The sequence below is a fragment of the Acidovorax sp. NN32 genome, from assembly GCF_057597245.1.
On record NZ_CP199679.1, the window covers coordinates 992268 to 1010194 of the forward strand.

At 67.4% G+C, this 17927-nt stretch carries 16 protein-coding genes; 3 read left to right on the top strand and 13 right to left on the bottom strand.

What is annotated here, in order from left to right; translation table 11 throughout:
• Positions 1–9 precede the first annotated feature (9 nt).
• Both thiC and ACT89O_RS04620 read left to right on the top strand, forming a co-directional pair.
• Entirely contained in the window at positions 10–1902 is a 1893-nt protein-coding gene (gene thiC / locus ACT89O_RS04615) for a phosphomethylpyrimidine synthase ThiC (protein WP_436130231.1), read from the top strand.
• Between the two features lie 197 nt (positions 1903–2099).
• A complete protein-coding gene (locus ACT89O_RS04620) occupies positions 2100–3755 on the top strand; it encodes a methyl-accepting chemotaxis protein (protein WP_055398550.1) in 1656 nt (551 codons plus the stop codon).
• 248 nt (positions 3756–4003) lie between these two features.
• Here ACT89O_RS04620 and ACT89O_RS04625 read toward each other — a convergent pair whose 3' ends face one another.
• The 10 genes from ACT89O_RS04625 to gspG form a co-directional block, all read right to left on the bottom strand.
• Positions 4004–5392: a GspE/PulE family protein gene (locus tag ACT89O_RS04625; protein ID WP_487261969.1), complete on the bottom strand. Its 1389-nt coding sequence runs from the start codon at positions 5390–5392 to the stop codon at positions 4004–4006.
• Between the two features lie 13 nt (positions 5393–5405).
• Entirely contained in the window at positions 5406–8018 is a 2613-nt protein-coding gene (gene gspD / locus ACT89O_RS04630) for a type II secretion system secretin GspD (RefSeq protein ID WP_487261970.1), read from the bottom strand.
• Positions 8019–8022: 4 nt separating this feature from the next.
• Positions 8023–8832, bottom strand: coding sequence for a type II secretion system protein N (gene gspN / locus ACT89O_RS04635; RefSeq protein WP_121507533.1), 810 nt, complete (start codon positions 8830–8832; stop codon positions 8023–8025).
• A gap of 28 nt (positions 8833–8860) precedes the next feature.
• The gene (locus ACT89O_RS04640) at positions 8861–9418 is read right to left on the bottom strand and encodes a type II secretion system protein M (protein WP_055398546.1); all 558 of its coding nucleotides are present in this window, start codon (positions 9416–9418) and stop codon (positions 8861–8863) included.
• The gene (gene gspL, locus ACT89O_RS04645) at positions 9415–10683 is read right to left on the bottom strand and encodes a type II secretion system protein GspL (protein ID WP_487261971.1); all 1269 of its coding nucleotides are present in this window, start codon (positions 10681–10683) and stop codon (positions 9415–9417) included. Before gspL ends, ACT89O_RS04640 begins: the two co-directional genes overlap by 4 nt.
• A gap of 82 nt (positions 10684–10765) precedes the next feature.
• The gene (gene gspK, locus ACT89O_RS04650; RefSeq protein ID WP_487261972.1) at positions 10766–11752 is read right to left on the bottom strand and encodes a type II secretion system minor pseudopilin GspK; all 987 of its coding nucleotides are present in this window, start codon (positions 11750–11752) and stop codon (positions 10766–10768) included.
• A gap of 128 nt (positions 11753–11880) precedes the next feature.
• A complete protein-coding gene (locus ACT89O_RS04655; RefSeq protein ID WP_487261973.1) occupies positions 11881–12681 on the bottom strand; it encodes a PulJ/GspJ family protein in 801 nt (266 codons plus the stop codon).
• Between the two features lie 4 nt (positions 12682–12685).
• Positions 12686–13072: a type II secretion system minor pseudopilin GspI gene (gspI, locus tag ACT89O_RS04660; protein ID WP_055398542.1), complete on the bottom strand. Its 387-nt coding sequence runs from the start codon at positions 13070–13072 to the stop codon at positions 12686–12688.
• Positions 13069–13584: a prepilin-type N-terminal cleavage/methylation domain-containing protein gene (locus tag ACT89O_RS04665; RefSeq protein WP_255484830.1), complete on the bottom strand. Its 516-nt coding sequence runs from the start codon at positions 13582–13584 to the stop codon at positions 13069–13071. The genes gspI and ACT89O_RS04665 overlap by 4 nt, the downstream gene beginning before the upstream one ends.
• Positions 13585–13615: 31 nt before the next feature.
• Positions 13616–14056: a type II secretion system major pseudopilin GspG gene (gene gspG, locus ACT89O_RS04670; protein WP_121422325.1), complete on the bottom strand. Its 441-nt coding sequence runs from the start codon at positions 14054–14056 to the stop codon at positions 13616–13618.
• Between the two features lie 72 nt (positions 14057–14128).
• Here gspG and ACT89O_RS04675 point away from each other — a divergent pair, with 72 nt between their 5' ends.
• On the top strand, positions 14129–14584 hold the full coding sequence (locus ACT89O_RS04675) for a type II secretion system protein N (RefSeq protein WP_487261974.1): 456 nt from the start codon (positions 14129–14131) through the stop codon (positions 14582–14584).
• Between the two features lie 31 nt (positions 14585–14615).
• Here the strand turns inward: ACT89O_RS04675 and ACT89O_RS04680 are convergent, their stop codons facing one another.
• The 3 genes from ACT89O_RS04680 to ilvA all read right to left on the bottom strand — a co-directional run bounded on the left by ACT89O_RS04680 (position 14616) and on the right by ilvA (position 17640).
• Complete coding sequence (locus ACT89O_RS04680; RefSeq protein WP_487261975.1) at positions 14616–15155, bottom strand: histidine phosphatase family protein; 540 nt, start codon at positions 15153–15155, stop codon at positions 14616–14618.
• A 32-nt stretch (positions 15156–15187) separates the two neighbouring features.
• Positions 15188–15994, bottom strand: a complete 807-nt coding sequence (cobS, locus tag ACT89O_RS04685; protein ID WP_487261976.1) for an adenosylcobinamide-GDP ribazoletransferase — start codon at positions 15992–15994, stop codon at positions 15188–15190.
• An 83-nt stretch (positions 15995–16077) separates the two neighbouring features.
• Positions 16078–17640, bottom strand: coding sequence for a threonine ammonia-lyase, biosynthetic (gene ilvA, locus ACT89O_RS04690; RefSeq protein ID WP_121507527.1), 1563 nt, complete (start codon positions 17638–17640; stop codon positions 16078–16080).
• Positions 17641–17927 lie beyond the last annotated feature (287 nt).

The following is a 17927-nucleotide window of genomic DNA, read 5'->3' on the forward strand; positions in this document are numbered from 1 at the left end:
GACCTGCCCATGAACGCCCCCGATCCCATCGCTCGCGAGAAATTTGCTGAATTGCTGGCGCTGACGCGCGAGCCCTTCCCCGCATCGCGCAAAGCCTATATTCCCGGCCAACTGCACACCGACCTGCGTGTGCCCGTGCGCGACATCGCGTTGACCAACGGCGAGCTGGTCAGCGTGTACGACACCTCCGGCCCTTACACCGACCCTGAAGCCGTGATCGACGTGCGCAAGGGCCTGGCCAGCGTGCGCGGGGGTTGGATCACCGGCCGTGGCGATGTGGAGCACTACGAAGGCCGCGCGCCCGTGGCGCTGGACGATGGGCAAAAGAGCGAAGACGCCACGCGCCTGGCCCAGCTGCGCGCCGAGGCCGCCGCCCTGCAGCGCAAGCCCCTGCGCGCCAAGGCCGGTGCCAACGTCACGCAGATGCACTACGCCAAGAAAGGCATCATCACGCCCGAGATGGAGTACGTGGCCATCCGCGAAAACGGCAAGCGTGAGTGGATGGAGCAGTACATGGCTGACGCAGGCCGCGAGCAGCGCCTGATGGGCAACCCGATGGGTGCCAGCATCCCGCGCATCATCACCCCCGAATTCGTGCGCGACGAAGTGGCCCGGGGCCGCGCCATCATCCCCGCCAACATCAACCACCCCGAAGTGGAGCCGATGGCAATCGGCCGCAATTTCCTGGTCAAGATCAACGCCAACATCGGCAACTCGGCCGTCACGTCGAGCATTGAAGAAGAGGTGGAAAAGCTCGTGTGGGCGATCCGCTGGGGTGCCGACAATGTGATGGATCTTTCCACCGGCAAGAACATCCACACCACACGCGACTGGATCGTGCGCAACTCGCCGGTGCCGATTGGCACGGTGCCGATCTACCAGGCGCTCGAAAAGGTGGGCGGCGTGGCAGAAGACCTGACCTGGGAAATCTTCCGCGACACGCTGATCGAGCAGGCCGAGCAGGGCGTGGACTACTTCACCATCCACGCCGGTGTGCGCCTGGCCTACATCCACCTCACGGCGCAACGGCGCACGGGCATCGTCTCGCGCGGCGGCTCCATCATGGCCAAGTGGTGCATGGCACACCACCGCGAGAGCTTCCTGTACGAGCACTTCGAGGACATCTGCGACATCATGAAGGCGTACGACGTGTCGTTCAGCCTGGGCGATGGCCTGCGTCCCGGCTGCGCGTCTGACGCCAATGACGAAGCGCAATTCGCCGAGCTGCACACGCTGGGCGAACTCACGCAAGTGGCTTGGAAGCATGACGTGCAGACCATGATCGAAGGCCCCGGCCATGTGCCCATGCACATGATCCAGGCCAACATGACCGAGCAGCTCAAGACCTGCCACGAAGCGCCGTTCTACACCCTGGGCCCGTTGACCATCGACATCGCACCGGGCTATGACCACATTGCCAGCGCGATTGGCGCGGCCATGATCGGCTGGATGGGCACGGCCATGCTGTGCTACGTGACGCCCAAGGAACACCTGGGGCTGCCCGACCGTGATGACGTGAAGCAGGGCATCATTGCCTACAAGATCGCCGCCCACGCGGCCGACGTGGCCAAGGGGCACCCGGGCGCCCGCTCGCGCGACGATGCGCTGAGCCAGGCGCGCTTCGACTTCCGCTGGCAGGACCAGTTCAACCTGGGCCTGGACCCGGAAACAGCGAAGGAGTACCACGACGAAACCCTGCCCAAGGACTCGGCCAAGGTGGCGCATTTCTGCTCGATGTGCGGCCCCAAGTTCTGCTCGATGAAGATCACGCAGGAAGTGCGTGACTTTGCAAAACAAAAGGGTGTGGCCGAGGCTGAAGCCCTGGCCCAGGGCATGCAGACCAAGGCGGCAGAGTTTCAGAAGGGCGGGGGCGAGTTGTACATCCCCCTGAAGCCCGTTTGAGAACAGTGCAATAAGCGCAGCTACTGGCCCCGAGGATTCCCTGAAGCAGGGCCACGGGGCCGTGCTTACCCTGTGCGGTGGATAGCCCCGCCCGGCATATAGTCCCGCCCACCCCCGGTTCAGAAGACCGGGAGGAAGGGCGTGTGGCACTAAATTTGCTATGCTGAGTTATCTGTTAAAAAATGTAAGGAAGAGCCATGAATGCTCTCGGCCGCTTCTCTATCCGCACACGTCTTTACTTCGGAACCGTTTTTTCGCTGATTCTTCTGATCGTCATTGGCGCCATGGGCTATGTGGCCCTGGACCGCACCCGGGGCACATTGCAGGAGCTGTTTTCGCAGCGGGTGCAAACCCTGACCGATATGTCCGACCTGCGCACGACCCTGGGTGACCTGCGCCGGACCGAAAAAGACATCATCATCAATTTCAACAACTCGGTCGAGGTCTCTGCCCTGCGCGAGTCCTGGGCCAAGACCCTGGCTGCGCTGCGCAAGAGCCTGGCCGAGGTGCGCCAGGTGCAGTCGGGCGATGCAGAGTTTGTGGCCTCCATCGACAAATCCCTGGACGAGATCAAGCAGTACGAAACCGGCATTGCCCCCATCTTCGAGAAGATCGAGGGCGCGCAGCTCGATGGTGCGGGGGGCGGTGCCTACGCCGACCGCCTGAAGGTCCACATGGAGGCCACCGACAAGCTGTTCTCCAGCCTGGCCAGCGCGGCCCGCTCGCAGATGGACGAGGCCCGTGCGGGGGTTGAATCGCGCACTTCCACCATGTCGGCGTTGATTGGCATCGGGCTGGTGCTGGGGTTGGCGGTGCTGATTCCGCTCACCTTCTTCAGCGTGCGCTCCATCACCAAGTCGCTGGGGCAGGCGCAGGAACTGGCCGACCGCATTGCCAGTGGTGACCTCTCTCGCGATGTGGCGGCCATGAACCAGGACGAGGTGGGCCAGCTGGTGTCAGCCATGGGCCGCATGCAGGACGCCTTGCGCGGCCTGGTGCGCCAGGTGCAGGACGCGGCAGGCAACATCACCACCGCCAGTTCCGAGATCGCCAGCGGCAACCATGACCTGAGCCACCGCACCGAGCAGACCGCGGCCAATCTGGAGGAAACCGCTTCGTCCATGGAGCTGCTGACCAGCACCGTGCAGCAAAGCGCCCAGTCCTCCCGCCAGGCCAGCGACTTCGCTTCGTCGGCCGCCGAAGTGGCCGCACGCGGTGGTGCCGTGGTGTCCCAGGTGGTGACCACCATGGACCAGATCACCACCAGCTCGCGCAAGATTGCCGACATCACCGGCGTGATCGACTCCATTGCCTTCCAGACCAACATCCTCGCGCTCAACGCGGCCGTGGAAGCCGCGCGCGCCGGTGAACAGGGCCGGGGCTTTGCCGTGGTGGCCAGCGAGGTGCGCAACCTCGCGCAGCGCAGCGCCGAGGCGGCCAAGGAGATCAAGGGTCTGATCGGTTCGTCGGTGGAACGCGTCGAAGATGGATCGCGCCTGGTCAGCCAGGCCGGGCAGACCATGACCGAGATTGTCAGCAGCGTGCGCCGGGTGTCTGACATCATTGCCGAGATCACAGCCTCGTCGGCCGAGCAAAGTGACAACATCGGCCAGATCAGTCAGTCCGTGAGCCAGCTCGACCAGATGACGCAGCAGAACGCCGCGCTAGTGGAAGAGTCCACCGCTGCCTCTGAATCGCTGCGCGAACAGGCGCTGCACCTGAGCAGTGCGGTCAGCCAGTTCAAGCTGCAAGACGGCGGGGCTCCTGCACCCTCAGTCTTCAGCGCGGCAGCGGCGCCCGCTGCGCCAGCCGTGGCCCAGGCGCAGCGCAGGCCTGCGCTGCGCATACGTTAATTTTGAGCATTTTTGACCGCTAGGGACCCTCTGCACGAATCACCGCGCCGTGTGCATCTGCGGTCTCGGGCGGTCTGCGGCGTTGCAAAACCTCGCAATAGCTACGGCGATTGCTGCGTTTTGCGCCTTGCAGCCCATCACGATCCGCAGCGCACACTTGCCGCTCGATTCGTGCAGAGGATCCCTAGCGCTTATCTATTAAGCGCTAGTTGCTATCAAAATAATATCAAACTGGCCTCTGCGGCTGGCTAGTCCCGCGTCACCCGCAGCAATTCCTCGCGGCTGGTGATGCCTGCTGCAATCAGCCGTTCCCCATCCTCGCGCATCAGCGCCATGCCGTCGGCCAGCGCGGCGGTGCGGATGTCGGCTTCGGACGCCTGGTTGTGGATTTGCGCGCGGATCGCGTCGGTGGTCACCAGCAACTCGAACACACCAGTGCGGCCCGTGTAGCCCGTCTGGCCGCAGTGCTCGCACCCGCTGCCGTGGCAATGGCTGCAGTATTTGCGCACCAGCCGCTGGGCCAGCACGCCGAGCAGGGACGACGACAGCAGGAACGGCTCCACCCCCATGTCGGTCAGCCGCGTGACGGCGCTGGCTGCGTCGTTGGTGTGCAGCGTGGCCAGCACCAGGTGGCCCGTGAGTGAGGCCTGGATGGCGATCTGTGCGGTTTCGAAGTCGCGGATTTCGCCGATCATGATGATGTCCGGGTCCTGGCGCAGGATGGCGCGCAGGGCCTTGGCAAAGGTCAGCTCGATCTTGCTGTTGACCTGCGTTTGCCCCACCCCGGGCAGCTCGTACTCGATGGGATCTTCCACCGTCATGATGTTGTTGCGCGTGGCATCGAGCCGCCCCAGCGCCGCATACAGCGTGGTCGTCTTGCCCGAGCCCGTGGGCCCTGTCACCAGGATGATGCCGTGCGGCTGGCTGATCAGCCCCTCGAAGCGGCGCAGCGTCTCACCCTGCATGCCCACGGCTTCCAGGCTAAGTTTGCTTTCGCTCTTGTCCAAGAGGCGCAGCACCGCGCGTTCGCCATGGGCGCTGGGCAGGGTGGAAACGCGTACGTCGATGGCGCGGGTGCCCAGGCGCAGGCTGATGCGGCCGTCCTGCGGCAGGCGTTTCTCAGAGATGTCCAGGTCGGCCATGATCTTCAGGCGCGAGATCAGCGCGGCGTGCAGTGCGCGGTTGGGTTGCACCACCTCGCGCAGGGTGCCGTCCACGCGAAAACGCACGCTGGAATGGCGCTCGTAGGGCTCGATGTGGATATCGCTCGCGCCGTCGCGCGCGGCCTGCGTGAGCAGGGCGTTGAGCATGCGGATGATGGGTGCGTCGCCAGCCGATTCCAGCAGGTCTTCCACGGCGGGCAGCTCCTGCATCATGCGCGAGAGGTCCGCGTCGCTCTCGACCTCGCTCACCACGGTGGCGGCGCTTGATTCGCTGTGCGAATACACGGCGCTGATGCGCTGGGCCAGGGCCGGGGCGTCCAGCGGCAGCAACTGCTGCACCGGGTGTTTGCGCAGCACTTCGGACAGCGCACCGGCGTCGGGGTGGGGGCCATGCCACAGCACCAGCTGGTGGCCGTCGTCCTCCAGCAGCAGCTGGGCGGTGCGGGCAAAGGCGTAGGGCAGGGGGTGGCGCATGGGCGTGGGTCCGTCAGAGCGCCTTGGGCGAGACCGTAGCGTTGAGTGCCAGACTGCGCACGGTGGCGGCAGCGGCATTGGCAGCGTCTTCGGTGTTGTAGGGGCCCACACGCACGCGGGTGAGTGTGCCCCGGTTGGTGTCTACCGCCTGGATGGACAGGGGCAGTGCCGTGCTGCGCAGCTTGGTCATGGCGCTGCGCGATTCCGCATCCTTGCCGAACACACCCACGTTCACGTAGTACAGCGGCGCGGGGACCTGCGCCTGGGCTGTGGGGCTGGACTGCTCCACAGGCGCGCTGCTTTGGGGAGCAGTACCCGGTGTGGGTAGAGGGGGCGCTACAGGGGTGAGCTGCTGCATGGGAACGGGCACCGGCGCGGCGGGCTGCACAGGCATGGGGCTGGCGACCGAAGGCGCCCGCTCGGGCAGCGAGGGAAGGATGGGGGCGCCAGAGACCGACTTCATGACGGTGCTGGCGGCGGGCTGCGTGGCCTGCTGCAGCGCGCGGATCGCTTCGTAGCGGTCCATCATCAGTGCGTCGCTGGTGGCGTTGTCACGCACCACAATGGGGCGCAGGAAGACCATGAGATTGGTCTTGTTGCGCGAGCGGGTTTCGCTGCGGAACAGGTTGCCCACCACCGGCAGGTCGCCCATCACCGGCACCTTGTCCTGGCCTTGTTGGTAGCTGTCTTCCAGCAGGCCGCCGATCACGATGATGCTGCCGTCGTCCACTACCACGTTCGACTCGATGGAGCGCTTGCTGGTGCTAGGGCCGTTGGCATTGCTGAGGGTGGCGGTGTCGATCTTGGACACCTCCTGGTAGATCGCCATCTTCACCGTGCCGTTTTCGCTGATTTGCGGACGCACCTTGAGCATCAGGCCCACGTCCTTGCGTTCCACGGTCTGGAACGGGCTCACGGTGCTGCTGCCCGTGGTGTTGGCGTACGAGCCGGTGACGAAGGGCACGTTGTTGCCGATGATGATGCGCGCTTCCTCGTTGTCCAGCGTCATCAGGTTGGGAGTGGAGAGCACGTTGGCATCGCCGCTGTTCTGCAAAAAGTTGGCCAGTGCGCCCAGGTAGTACTGGCCGTTGATGCGTGGCGCCAGCGCCAGGTTCATGCCCTGACCCAGCGTGCCCGCCGCCGTTGCGATGCTGGATGCATTTCCGGTCGCCAGTGCCGCAGTGATGCCCAGGATGTTGGCGCCCGCCTGTCCGGAATTGGTGCCGATCACGCCCACGGTGCCATCGCCTTGTTTGCCCAGAATGCCTTGCCACTGGATGCCGAACTCGGCGAGCTTGTTGGCCGAGACTTCCACGATCAGGCTTTCCACCAGCACCTGTGCGCGGCGTCCGTCGAGCTTGTCGATCACTGCACGCAGCTGGCGGTACAGGGGCTCGGGCGCCGTGATGATGAGCGAGTTGGTGGTGGGGTCGGCCTGGATCTGGCCGCCCGTGGACGGCTGGTTGTTGTTGGTGCTGCTGGTGCCCATGCCACTGCTTCCCGAGCCCAGTCCCCCGCTGCTGCCACCTGATAGACCGCTGCCGGTGGACAGCATGTTGCCGCTGGTGCCGCCACCGCCCAGGACTCCACTGGGCGCGGCCGGTGCGGCGCTTGCGCCCGCGCTGCCACCGCCCGTGTTGCCGGTGCCGCCCATGGCTGCCATGGCGGCACGCAGCGTGGTGGCCAGCTTGGTGGCGTCGGCGTTCTTCAGGTACACCACATGGATGTTGCCGGTGGACGCACTGCTGCCGGGCGCAGGCGCCTGGTCCAGCTGTGCCACCAGCGCGCGCACCTGGGCCACACGGGCCGGGTTGGCGGCGCGCAGGATCAGCGCGTTGCTGCGCGGCTCGGCAATCAGCGTGGTCTTGAACGAGGTGTCCGCCTGCCCCTGTGCGGCGACCGGCGCGGCACCGCTGCCCCCGTCGATCAGGCGCGCCACCAGCGGCGCAAGGTCAGTGGCGACGGCGTTGCGCAGCGGGATCACTTCCACATCGCTGGCGTTGGAGACATCCATGGCCGCCACGATGCGCGCCAGGCGCTGCAGGTTGTCCGCGTAATCGGTGATCACCAGCGAGTTGTTGCCGGGGTTCACGTTGATGGTGTTGTTGGGGCTGATCAGCGGGCGCAGCACGGGCACCAGATTGGCGGCGTTTTCAAAGTTGAGCTTGAAGATCTGGGTGACGATCTGACCGCCACCGGGCGCGCTGCCAGAGCTGCCCTGCACCACGCTCACGCTGCCGCCTTGCAGCTTGGCGTCGGCCTCGGGCACCACCTTGTACAGGCCTGCAGCCTCCACCACCGTAAAGCCCTGCAGACGCAGCGCGGCCAGGAACTGCTGGAAGGCGGCGGCGGGGGGCACGGCGCGTTCAGTGACCAGGTTGAGCTGGCCCTTCACGCGCGGGTCGACCACCACGTTGCGGCCCGTGATGGTGGCCATGGTGCGGGCCACGGCTTCGATCTCGGCGTTGGCGAAGTTCAGGGTGACGGGCTCGCCGGCGCGCACGCTGCCGGTACCGGTATCAATTGCGGTTTGGGCAATAATTTGGCCGCTCGCGCACGCCAGTAGTGCGCTAGCTGCTATTGCTTTAAGAGCAAAACCCAGACGTGGTGACAACAAGGAGTTCATAGGTTCAACCCACGGTGATGATGGAGCGCGCGCCGTTGCGCCGTCCAATGATGTTCAGAAGATTCGACAGGGCGGCTTCGCGCTCGGGGGTGGCGCTGGCCTCGCCCGCAAAGCGCAGGCGGTTGCCCACCCACTGGCCGGTGCCGTTGAGCTGCAGGTGCCCGTCCAGCGTGCTCAGCGTGAGCGTGGGCGCCTCGCCGCCCTGCACTGCCAGCCGGTAGCTGCCCATGGGGCGCAGGGTGGACAGGCGGGACGACATGGCCCGTGCATCCAGCTGCACCTGGCCTGCCAGGGACATGCGTCCGGCACTCCAGCGCATGGTGAAGCCACGGGTCTGCAGCGCCAGCTGGCCCTGGGGCTGCAGCGTGTTCCAGGGCGTGCCCAGCCCGGTCAGCACGGAGGCCGGCCACAGGCTCTCGCCGTCGATGATGGTCAGGCGCGTACCGGACCAGCCGGCACTCGCCTGCAGTCGCAGGGGTGTAGGGGTGCAGCAGCTGGCATTCAGTTGCGCGTGCAAGCCACCCCAGCCGGGGCGGATGCGCCAGTCCAGGCGGCTGGGCAGGGCGGCGCTGTCCTGGCTGGCCGAGCCCCCCGTCAGAACCAGTTGGGCCGAACCTGTCCAGACCGTACCGCGTGCCTGCAGCAACTGTACCTGTCCGCCCGTTGCGCTGGCGACGCTTTGTGCCAGCCAATGCGCGGGTGCAAACGCCACCACGGCAGGCACTACGCCCGCCACAGCGCCGACCAGCGCCCAGCCCCATGCGCTACGGGGAGTGCGGGGTACGGGTTTTCGGTGTCGTGAGGAGGTGGCCACGGGAGAGAGTGTCTGTGCGGGGGCTGATTCAGGGCTGGGCAGGCGGCAGGGCCAGCACCAGGGTGCCGTCCCAACGTGGCATCGCCGTGGCCGCGTTGCCCAGTTTGACCGGTGCAGGGGCGTTGGGCGCGGAGCCTGCAGGGGCAGCGCTGCGCGTCAGGCGCGCCTCCACCGGGGCGGCGCGGGCGTTGCTGCGTGCCTGGGCCAGCCATTGGGCCAGCGCATCGGCGGGAGCGCCTTTGAGCGTGACCGTGGCGCGGTCTCCCACCACATTGAGCTGGGCCGTATTGCCCAGGCGCTGTGTGAGCGCGGTGCGCAGCGCACCGACGGAATCGCCGCGCGTGTTGCGCGGGGCCGACTGCAGCTGCTGCGCTTCGGCGCGCAGGCCTTGCATGCGCTGCAGCTGTGAGTCCAGCTCGGCATGGCGCGCGGGTGCGGCGCGCAACGTGGACAGGGCCGGGGCCACGGCCAGCCACCACAGCAGGGCGAACGCGACGAGGCCACCTGCGGCCAGGACCAGGGTCTGCTCACGGGGGGCCAGGGCCTGCCAGCGGGCGCGCAGGGCGGGGGAGGTGATGACAGTCATGGTGTGCCTTCAGCGCGCAGCAGCAGGCTGCCATCGTCCAGCCGGGCCCGGTAGCCCGCAGCCTGCAGGCGGGCCGAGAGCACGGTTTCTTCATCGGGGGCCAGCGTGACGCCGCGCAGGCGCAGCTCGCCGGGGGCGTATTCGATGCCCGTGGGCTGGCGGCCGCTGGGCAGGGAGGCTCCGGCCGCGGCAAGCAGGGGCTCCAGGTCGCGGGCCGAAACGGCGCCGGCCGCCTGCCGCAGCTGGGCCAGTTCGCGCTCCATCTGCACCGGGGCATCCACCACCACCTGCACCTTGGGAAAAGTCTGCGTCAGCGTGGACCGCACGGCCGCCTGTTTGGCGGCCAGCGCCTTGCGCTCCTGCCAGGCCCAGGCATTGAGCCCCACCAGATGCGCCACCACCAGCAGTGCTGCGCCCCAGCGCGCTGCGCGCCACTGTGGGGCGTTCAGCAGTGCGCTGGCCAGGCTGCCCGCCTTGCGCAGCGCCCGGGTGCGGCCGGTGCTGGCCAGATCGAACTGGGCCAGATCCCAGTCGCCACGCGCGGCGTCCAGCGCCCGCTGGCTGGCCGTGTGCAGTGCCACGCGCTGGCCCAGCGTGCGCTCTGCCAGGGCCGCGACCGCAGGCTCGGCGCGCACCACGGGCGCATCGTCTCCGTCCGTGGCCGCATCCTGGGGGAGCCCGGCACGGGCCAGCATCACGGAGGCAATGGACAGGGGCAACACGGCCACGCCGTGGTCGGCGCCTTGCCCAGTCAGCACCACGCAGGCGTCTTCGGGGGTGCCCAGGGCGCACAGCTCGGGGCGGCCACTTTGGGTGGGGCCGGGGGCGAATTCAGGCACGACACGCGACACGCGGCGACCAGCGGCTTCCAGGGCCTGCAGGTTGTCGCGCAGCCAGGTGCGGTCGCACACCGCTACCCACACGGGTTCTCCGGGATTGGCATCCGGCTGGATGGCAAAGTGCAGTTGCGATGCGTCGTCGAGCAGGCGGTCTTCAAGCAGACCCTCCAGCACCGACCGCAGGCGCGGTGTCTGCTGGCCCGCGCCCAGTGCCAGGCCGGGCGGCAGTTGCACCCGTTGCCAGGACAGCGCCCGGGCGGGCACCACGGCCACCACTTCGCCGCCGGGGCGCGTGGGTTCGGGCAGCAGCGCGGCCGGGGCAGTGGCGTGGCGAAGGGCAGTGTGGCCGTCCGCCGTCAGCGTGTAGCTGTACTCGGTGGCCGGCCCCGGACGGGCCGGCGGCAGGAAAAGGATGAGGGTGCTCATGGACAGGTTTTGCGGGCCATTTTAGGGGGCGGGCTTGACAGTGCGGGCCGAACCTGCGGATGTGTTGCAGATGTGTCAGATTTCAGCGCTGCGCCTCCCGAGCGCCCGGGGCGGTTTCGCGGTCAAAAGCACCCCGTTCGCGCCACAGTGTGGTGACCTCGATGCCCTGTTTGCGCACCAGGGATCGCTCGTCCACCATGGCATCGCCCAGGCGCAGGCGGCCGCGCACCTCAAAGTACGAAGAGGCCACGGCATGGGCGCCTTCATTGATGTCGATGCTGGCACCCAGCAGGTCGCGCACCTCGCTGAGCGTGCGGAAATGCCGGGCCTCGCGGGCCTGCAGCATCTTTTGGGCGCTGGCCATGTCCAGGCCGTCGATGGCGGCCAGCAGCACGTCGATGTCGGCGGTGTTGAGGTTGACCGGCGCGCGCACGGGCAGCAGCGTCACGTGGGGCGCCAGGCGGGCCACGGTGGTGGGCGCCAGGCCCAGCCAGCCCAGTTGCGACATGGTGGGGGGCAGCAGCGGGGCGTTCGTGCTGTCGGTGCCGGTGGTGGCCTGCGCGCGCCGCAGGGCGTCGGTGAGCAGGCTCAGCTCCTGCAGCGGCAGGCCCAGGCGCTCGAACAGCCGCGTGAACTGCCGCAGTGCCAAGGTCTGCACATTGCCGTTGTCGACCAGGTTGGTCAGATTCAGGCGGCCCTGCATGTCCGAGATTTGCCCCGACAAAAAGGCCTCGGTGGTGTCGGTGGTGGCGTCGTCCACCTGGCTGACGTTCTTGTCGGCCGCGAGAAAGGTGGACAGCCGTGCCTCCTGCAGCGGCACGGCCCAGGGCTCGGCCAGGTGGTCCGCACCACCCGAGCGCCCGTCTTCGCGCAGGATCAGGCGCGACCAGTCGAGCGCGCCGACCAGAATCCAGGTGGACTGCACGCGGCCGCGCTCGGCCGTCTCGACCTCGACCGCGCGCCATTGCTGCCACATGGACGCCGCTGCAAAGGTTGCCACGAGGGTGACCGTGAGCATGGCCAGCAGCAGCGCCGCACCGCGTTCCCTGCGGACTGGGCGCGGCCCCATGTGGCGTCCCCCTGGGTCGCTGTGAAACTGGCGCGGCCCAGGCCAGTGCCACCGTGGAGCTTGCCTTGCCAGGCCACCGGTGGCATCCCCTTGGGGGGAGGCGGCGCAGCCGCTCAGGGGGGGGCTGATCATGTCCGACCCCCACCCAGCACGGGGTTCACCCAATCGCGTGTGAGCCGCCCCACCAGGGCCTGACCGGGCGGCAGGGTGATCTGCAGGCGCACGCCATCGGGGATGGCCGAGGTGCCCACCGGGGTGGTGCCACTACTGGACAGCGGGTTGGACCACGCACCGCCCCGGTAGTAGAAGATCTGCCAGTCCTCCAGCGGCAGCAGCGTCATCTCATGGCGCCGCTCGGCGTCGCCCGGGCTGCGCGCCCACTGCGCGGCCAGCTGCCACGCCTCCTGCCACTCGGCGCGCGTGCGCACCGGGGGCGACTGCCAGCGCATCCACTGGCCCACACCCTGGCCGCCCCGGCGCGTCCAGGCCACCACCAGGGCGCCCTCGTCGGGCACTGCGCTGGTGCGCCGCGTCAAACGCAGCACCTGGCCGTCCCAGTCGAGCGGCGTGGTATTGGCAATGGGCAGCAGTGCATCCAGGTCCGTGCCCCACTGGCCCAGGGCAGACTGCAGCACCAGCATCTCGTCGGCCCGCTGGCGCGTGATCTCCTGCGCCCGCACCATGCCATCCAGCCCCCGCCAGCTCAGGATGGCCAGCAGGCTCATCACCGCAATGGCCAGCAGCAGCTCCACCAGCGTGAAGCCGCTGTGAGTGCGCCGCTGCAGGTGTCTTCCGGCTTGCCACCGAGAGCCGCGCAGGGCCGTCGAAACTGGCGCCCGCTCATGCGAGTGCCACCGTGGAACTGGCTCTGCCAGGCCACGGGTGGCGTCCCCCTGGGGGGAAGACGCGAAGCGGCTCAGGGGGGCCATTTAGCTAGTACCTTCCGATGATGGTCGAGATGCGCAGGATCGAGTTGTCGCCATCCAGCACCTGCGCGTCCATCCGGCGAAAGCTCGGGTTGGGCGTGGGCCGCACGATCAGGGCCACGGTGAGCTGGCGCCCGGCCTGTTCGCAGGTGACCTGGCTGTCGCCCACGCTGGGCATCTGGCGCGACAGGCGCGCATAGACCAGTTCGTTCTCGGCACACAACTGGGCCAGCACGATGTCTGACTGGCGCAGCGCGTTGCGCGTGAGCGCCGTGGTGGCCTGCAGCCCCGCCATCAGTGCAATAGCCACGATGCTGAGCGCCACCAGCACCTCCACCAGCGTGAAGCCGCGCTGCCGCCTGCAACGGCGTTGGGGGGGCAGGGTGGACTTCATTGGACGGTCTCGACGGTGAAGGGGCGCACCCCGTCGGTGGCAATGCGCAGCGTGCGCTCGGGATAGGCCTGGTGGGTGATCAGCACCTGCTGGGGGCCAATGAGGGGCTCTGGCCCCAGCACCAGCAGCGTGGGCGCGCGCACCGTGGTGCCCGCATCCAGCCACTGGCCGGGCATCGCCGCCAGTGCGCTGGGCGGCAGGCCCTCGAACCGGAACCCTCCGGCATCGGCACGCCAGCGCACGGGCATTCCCCCGGCGCGCGACTGCGCACGCGCAGATTCCAGCAACGCCGCCAGCCGGGCTGCCTCGCGCTCGACCAGCGTCTGCCCGCTGTCGCGCATGGCGATGCTCACACCGGCGGTGGCCAGGGCAATGATGCTGATGACCACCAGCAACTCAAGGAGGGTGAAGCCCCCCTGAGCCGCCGCGCGGCTTCCCTTCGGGGGGGAGATGCCGATGGCCTGGCGAAGCCAGTTCCACGACATCCCTGGCCGAGGGAGCGCCAGCTTCATGGAGCAGGGGTCTGTCGCGAAGAGCCGGTCGTCATTGCCAACTGCCAATATCAGCATCCTTGCCTTCACCGCCCGACTGCCCATCGGCGCCGAACGACATCACGTCGATCTCGCCCTTGATGCCAGGGTTCAGGTACTGGTACGGACGGCCCCAGGGGTCGTTGGGCAGTTTTTCGAGGTACAGCTTCCAGTTGTTGGGCACGGGGCCCGAGCTGGGCTTGACGATCAGCGATTGCAGGCCTTGCTCGGCCGTGGGGTAGCGCTGGTTGTCCAGGCGGTACAGCTTGAGCGCCTGCATGATGTTGGTGATGTCGGTGCGGGCAGCGGTCACGCGGGCGTCGTCGGCGCGTTCCAGCACATTGGGCACGATGAGGGCGGCCAGCACGCCGATGATGACGAGCACCACCATCAGCTCGATGAGGGTGAAGCCACGGGCCACGTTCGTGGCCAGGCGGTGGCGGGCGGAGCGCAAGAGGAGGGGGAAAGAAGTGTTCACTGCTGGCGGTCTCTCGGATGGTCGAATCGCGTGAATCATAATCCCCGCATGGTGACCAATACGTACAGCAAATGGGGCGTCCGCCTGGGGACTCTGGCGCTATGGGCCGCCGCAGGCGCCAGCGTGGTTTTTTGGGGGCTGCGCCTGTCGGCCCCTGCGGCCGGAGCGGCTGCGCCCGTGGTGCTGCCACCCCCCGTGGCGCCCGATGCGCAGGCTCTGGCCCGGCTGCTGGGGGCTGCGCCCGCTGCCCCGGGGGTGGTCGCAGCCGCCCCGGTGGCAACACTGGCCAGCCGCTTCGCACTGATCGGAGTGCTCTCGGGCCGCAACAGCGGGGGCGGCGCCGCGCTGATCGCGGTGGATGGCAAACCCGCCAAACCGTTCCGCGTGGGTGCCGCGGTGGATGACGGGCTGGTGCTGCAGGCGCTGGGTCCGCGCCAGGCGCAGCTGGGGCGCGATGCTGATGGCCCCGCCACGCTGACGCTGGACATGCCGCTCAAGCGTTGATGCTTGATGCCGGGGCAGGGGGCTCCGGCTCCTATCCCAGTTCGATCCTCTCCCACTCGCCCCAGCCCGGCGCGGCTACGGGCCATTCTTCCGAGCGCGGCAGCACGCCGTTGCCGTGCGCCTTCAGCCACGCCACGCTGCGGATGACCCCGGCGTGGGTGATCCACACCACATCCTGTGTGGCCCCGGGGCCGTGGTCCTGCAGCGCAGCCGCCACGCGGGCCAGCACCGCTGCCAGGTTTTCCCCCAGGCCAGGGCGGTAGCTCGCGAAGGCGGTCGTCCAGGCGTCGATGTCGCTGCGGGCAATGGACTCCCAGGCCTGCCCCTCCCAGCTGCCAAAGTCCATTTCGCGCAGGCGGGCGTCGGGTTTTGATACCAAATCGGGCCGCAGCGCTTGAAGCTCTAGCGCAAGCTGCTCGCATCTTTGCAGGGTGGAGTGAATCACCCGCGACTGGGGTGGCAGCGCGGCGGCCAGGTGCTCTGCGGCAGCGCGCGTGGCGGCGGGGTCGGCGGGGATGTCCAGCGCCCCATAGCAGGTGCCGGGTGCCACCAGCGGCTGGGCGTGGCGCACCAGCCAAAGGCGAGTTCTGGGGGGGGCGCCGGTCACATCCAGCGCAAGGCCAGCGCCGCGCCCAGGTAAAAGCCGATTTCGCTGACCTGCTGCGTGGCACCCAGGCAGTCGCCGGTAAAACCCTGCAGCCTGCGCGCGAACCAGCGGGCCATCCAGGCGGCGGCAAGGGCGCTGCAGAATACAGACGCTATAAAATAAATAGCTGATTGCGCTTGATAGACAAGCGCTAGCGGCACAAAACACCACAAAAATGCCGCCAGCAGCGCGCCGCCCGAAATCTGGTCGGCCAGCGGCTTGCTTTTGGACCGGGCGGTGTCGCCCACATGCGGCAGGCTGCGCACGATGAGCAGCGGCCAGAAACGCGACAGCACATGTGCCCCCACCAGCGCGGCCACAGCAGCCAGCAGGCTGTGGGCCCCCAGCAGCGCCAGCAGGCTGAGCTTGGCCAGCAGCGCCAGCACCAGCGCCATGGCCCCGAAGGCGCCAATGCGTGAGTCCTTCATGATGTCGAGTGCCCGCTCGCGATCGGCGCTGCCGCCCAGGCCATCGGCCACGTCGGCAAGCCCATCCTCGTGAAAGCCGCCGGTCATCAGCACCGTGGCGATGGTGCAGAACACGGCGGCCACGGCCGGGGCCAGCGGGCTGGGCGCCAGGGCCCAATGCAGCGCGGCATAGACAGCCGTGGACAGCAACGCCGCCAGCCAGCCAATGCCCGGAAAGTGTGCCGCGCTGGCCCGCAGCATGGCGGGGCTGTAGCCGACCCAGTCTGCCAGCCGACCAGTGACCGGGATGCGGGTGAAAAACTGCACGGCCAGCAGATAGTGGCGCAGGGCTTGCATGGGTTGGCTGGGGCTATGTCAGATTTGATAGCTGCCAGCGCTTGATGGATAAGCGCTGGAGGCCAATTTGGCTCATACTTTGGTTACTTGGATCGCAGGAACAGCCGGTAGGCCGGGTTCAGCGTCTCTTCCACATACGGATAGCCCAGCGTGGCCAGGAAGGCGTCGAACGTGGCGGCGTCCTCGGGTGGCACCTGCATGCCCACGAGGATGCGGCCATAGTCGGCGCCCTGGTTGCGGTAGTGGAACAGGCTGATGTTCCAGGTCGGCTGCATCAGGCTCAAAAACTTGAGCAGCGCGCCGGGCCGCTCGGGGAAGGTAAAGCGCATCAGCCGCTCGTCCTGCGCGAGCGCCGAATGGCCGCCCACCAGGTGGCGCAGATGCTCCTTGGCCAGTTCGTCGTGGGTCAGGTCCAGTGCCTCGAAGCCGTGGCGGCCGAAGTTTTTGGCGATTTTCTCCGACTCGCCCTTGCCATTGGTGGTGATGCCCACAAACACATGGGCCTGGGCGGCATCGCTGATGCGGTAGTTGAACTCGGTCACGTTGCGCGGGCCGCCGGGCAGGCCGCCCACCACCTCGCAAAAGCGGCGAAAGCTGCCGCGTTCTTCGGGGATGGTGACGGCCAGCAGCGCCTCGCGCTCTTCGCCCACCTCGGCGCGCTCGGCCACAAAGCGCAGGCGGTCGAAGTTCATGTTGGCGCCGCACAGGATGGCGGCATAGGTTTCGCCCTTGGTTTTCTTTTCAGCAACGTACTGCTTGATGGCCGCCACGGCCAAGGCCCCGGCAGGCTCGACAATGCTGCGCGTATCCACAAAGATGTCCTTGATGGCGGCGCAGACGGCGTCGGTGTCCACCGTGATGAATTCGTCCACCAGACCGCTGTGGGCGATGCGGAAGGTCTCCTCGCCCACCAGCTTGACGGCGGTGCCGTCCGAGAACAAACCCACGTCGGCCAGCGTCACGCGCTCATGTGCCTTGACGGACTGGATCATGGCGTCCGAGTCGTTCATCTGCACGCCGATCACCTTGATCTCGGGCCGCACGGCCTTGATGTAGTTGGCCACGCCCGAGATGAGCCCGCCGCCGCCAATGGCCACGAACACGGCATCGAGCTGGTTGCTGCCCAGGCTTTGCAGCTGGCGCAGGATCTCCATGGCGATGGTGCCCTGGCCGGCAATGACGTCCGGGTCGTCGAACGGGTGCACGAAGGTCAGGCCCTGTTCCTTCTCCAGCTTCACCGAATGGCCGTAGGCATCGGAATAGCTCTCGCCAAACAGCACGACCTCGCCGCCCAGCGTCTTCACGGCGTCGATCTTGAGCTGCGGCGTGGTGGTGGGCATCACGATGACGGCGCGCGTGCCCAGCTTGTGGGCGCTCATGGCCACGCCTTGCGCGTGGTTGCCGGCCGAGGCGCAGATCACCCCGCGTGCCAACTGCTCGGGCGTGAGGTGCGCCATCTTGTTGTAGGCACCCCGCAGCTTGAAGCTGAACACGGGCTGCTGGTCTTCGCGCTTGAGCAGCACTTTGTTGTGCAGGCGGCGGCTGAGGTTCTTGGCGGGCTCCAGCGCCGACTCCACCGCCACGTCGTACACGCGGGCGGTCAGGATTTTTTTCAGGTAGTCGGCGGGGGTGAGGTGCTGGGTCATGGCAGGGCAGGTGGGGCCGCCACGGGGCAGCGGCGGGGGTCCACATCATAGGGGGTCGGTTTTTGGGGGGGCGATGCGCCGCTGAGGGAAGCTATCGAGGCCAGTTCAGCCAAAAAAAAGCCCCAAGCCGTGAGGCCTGGGGCTAATCCATCCTTTGAGGAGATGGAGGAGACAATCGGTGCGGGACAAGTGCCGAAAACCGGGCTTCTTGCCATCTGCCTTTTCCATCCAGAAAAAGCAGCGCTTGGTGGAAGTTTAGCGCGAGTCTTGTTGCATTGCAGCAAAAT

Excerpts from the sequence above, each read along its gene's own strand:
- thiC (WP_436130231.1), top strand. The coding sequence starts at position 10 with ATGAACGCCCCCGATCCCATCGCTCGCGAGAAATTTGCTGAATTGCTG.
- ACT89O_RS04620 (WP_055398550.1), top strand. The coding sequence starts at position 2,100 with ATGAATGCTCTCGGCCGCTTCTCTATCCGCACACGTCTTTACTTCGGA.
- ACT89O_RS04625 (WP_487261969.1), bottom strand. The coding sequence starts at position 5,392 with ATGCGCCACCCCCTGCCCTACGCCTTTGCCCGCACCGCCCAGCTGCTG.
- gspD (WP_487261970.1), bottom strand. The coding sequence starts at position 8,018 with ATGAACTCCTTGTTGTCACCACGTCTGGGTTTTGCTCTTAAAGCAATA.
- ACT89O_RS04640 (WP_055398546.1), bottom strand. The coding sequence starts at position 9,418 with ATGACTGTCATCACCTCCCCCGCCCTGCGCGCCCGCTGGCAGGCCCTG.
- gspL (WP_487261971.1), bottom strand. The coding sequence starts at position 10,683 with ATGAGCACCCTCATCCTTTTCCTGCCGCCGGCCCGTCCGGGGCCGGCC.
- gspK (WP_487261972.1), bottom strand. The coding sequence starts at position 11,752 with ATGGGGCCGCGCCCAGTCCGCAGGGAACGCGGTGCGGCGCTGCTGCTG.
- ACT89O_RS04655 (WP_487261973.1), bottom strand. The coding sequence starts at position 12,681 with ATGGCCCCCCTGAGCCGCTTCGCGTCTTCCCCCCAGGGGGACGCCACC.
- gspI (WP_055398542.1), bottom strand. The coding sequence starts at position 13,072 with ATGAAGTCCACCCTGCCCCCCCAACGCCGTTGCAGGCGGCAGCGCGGC.
- ACT89O_RS04665 (WP_255484830.1), bottom strand. The coding sequence starts at position 13,584 with ATGAAGCTGGCGCTCCCTCGGCCAGGGATGTCGTGGAACTGGCTTCGC.
- ACT89O_RS04675 (WP_487261974.1), top strand. The coding sequence starts at position 14,129 with ATGGTGACCAATACGTACAGCAAATGGGGCGTCCGCCTGGGGACTCTG.
- cobS (WP_487261976.1), bottom strand. The coding sequence starts at position 15,994 with ATGCAAGCCCTGCGCCACTATCTGCTGGCCGTGCAGTTTTTCACCCGC.
- ilvA (WP_121507527.1), bottom strand. The coding sequence starts at position 17,640 with ATGACCCAGCACCTCACCCCCGCCGACTACCTGAAAAAAATCCTGACC.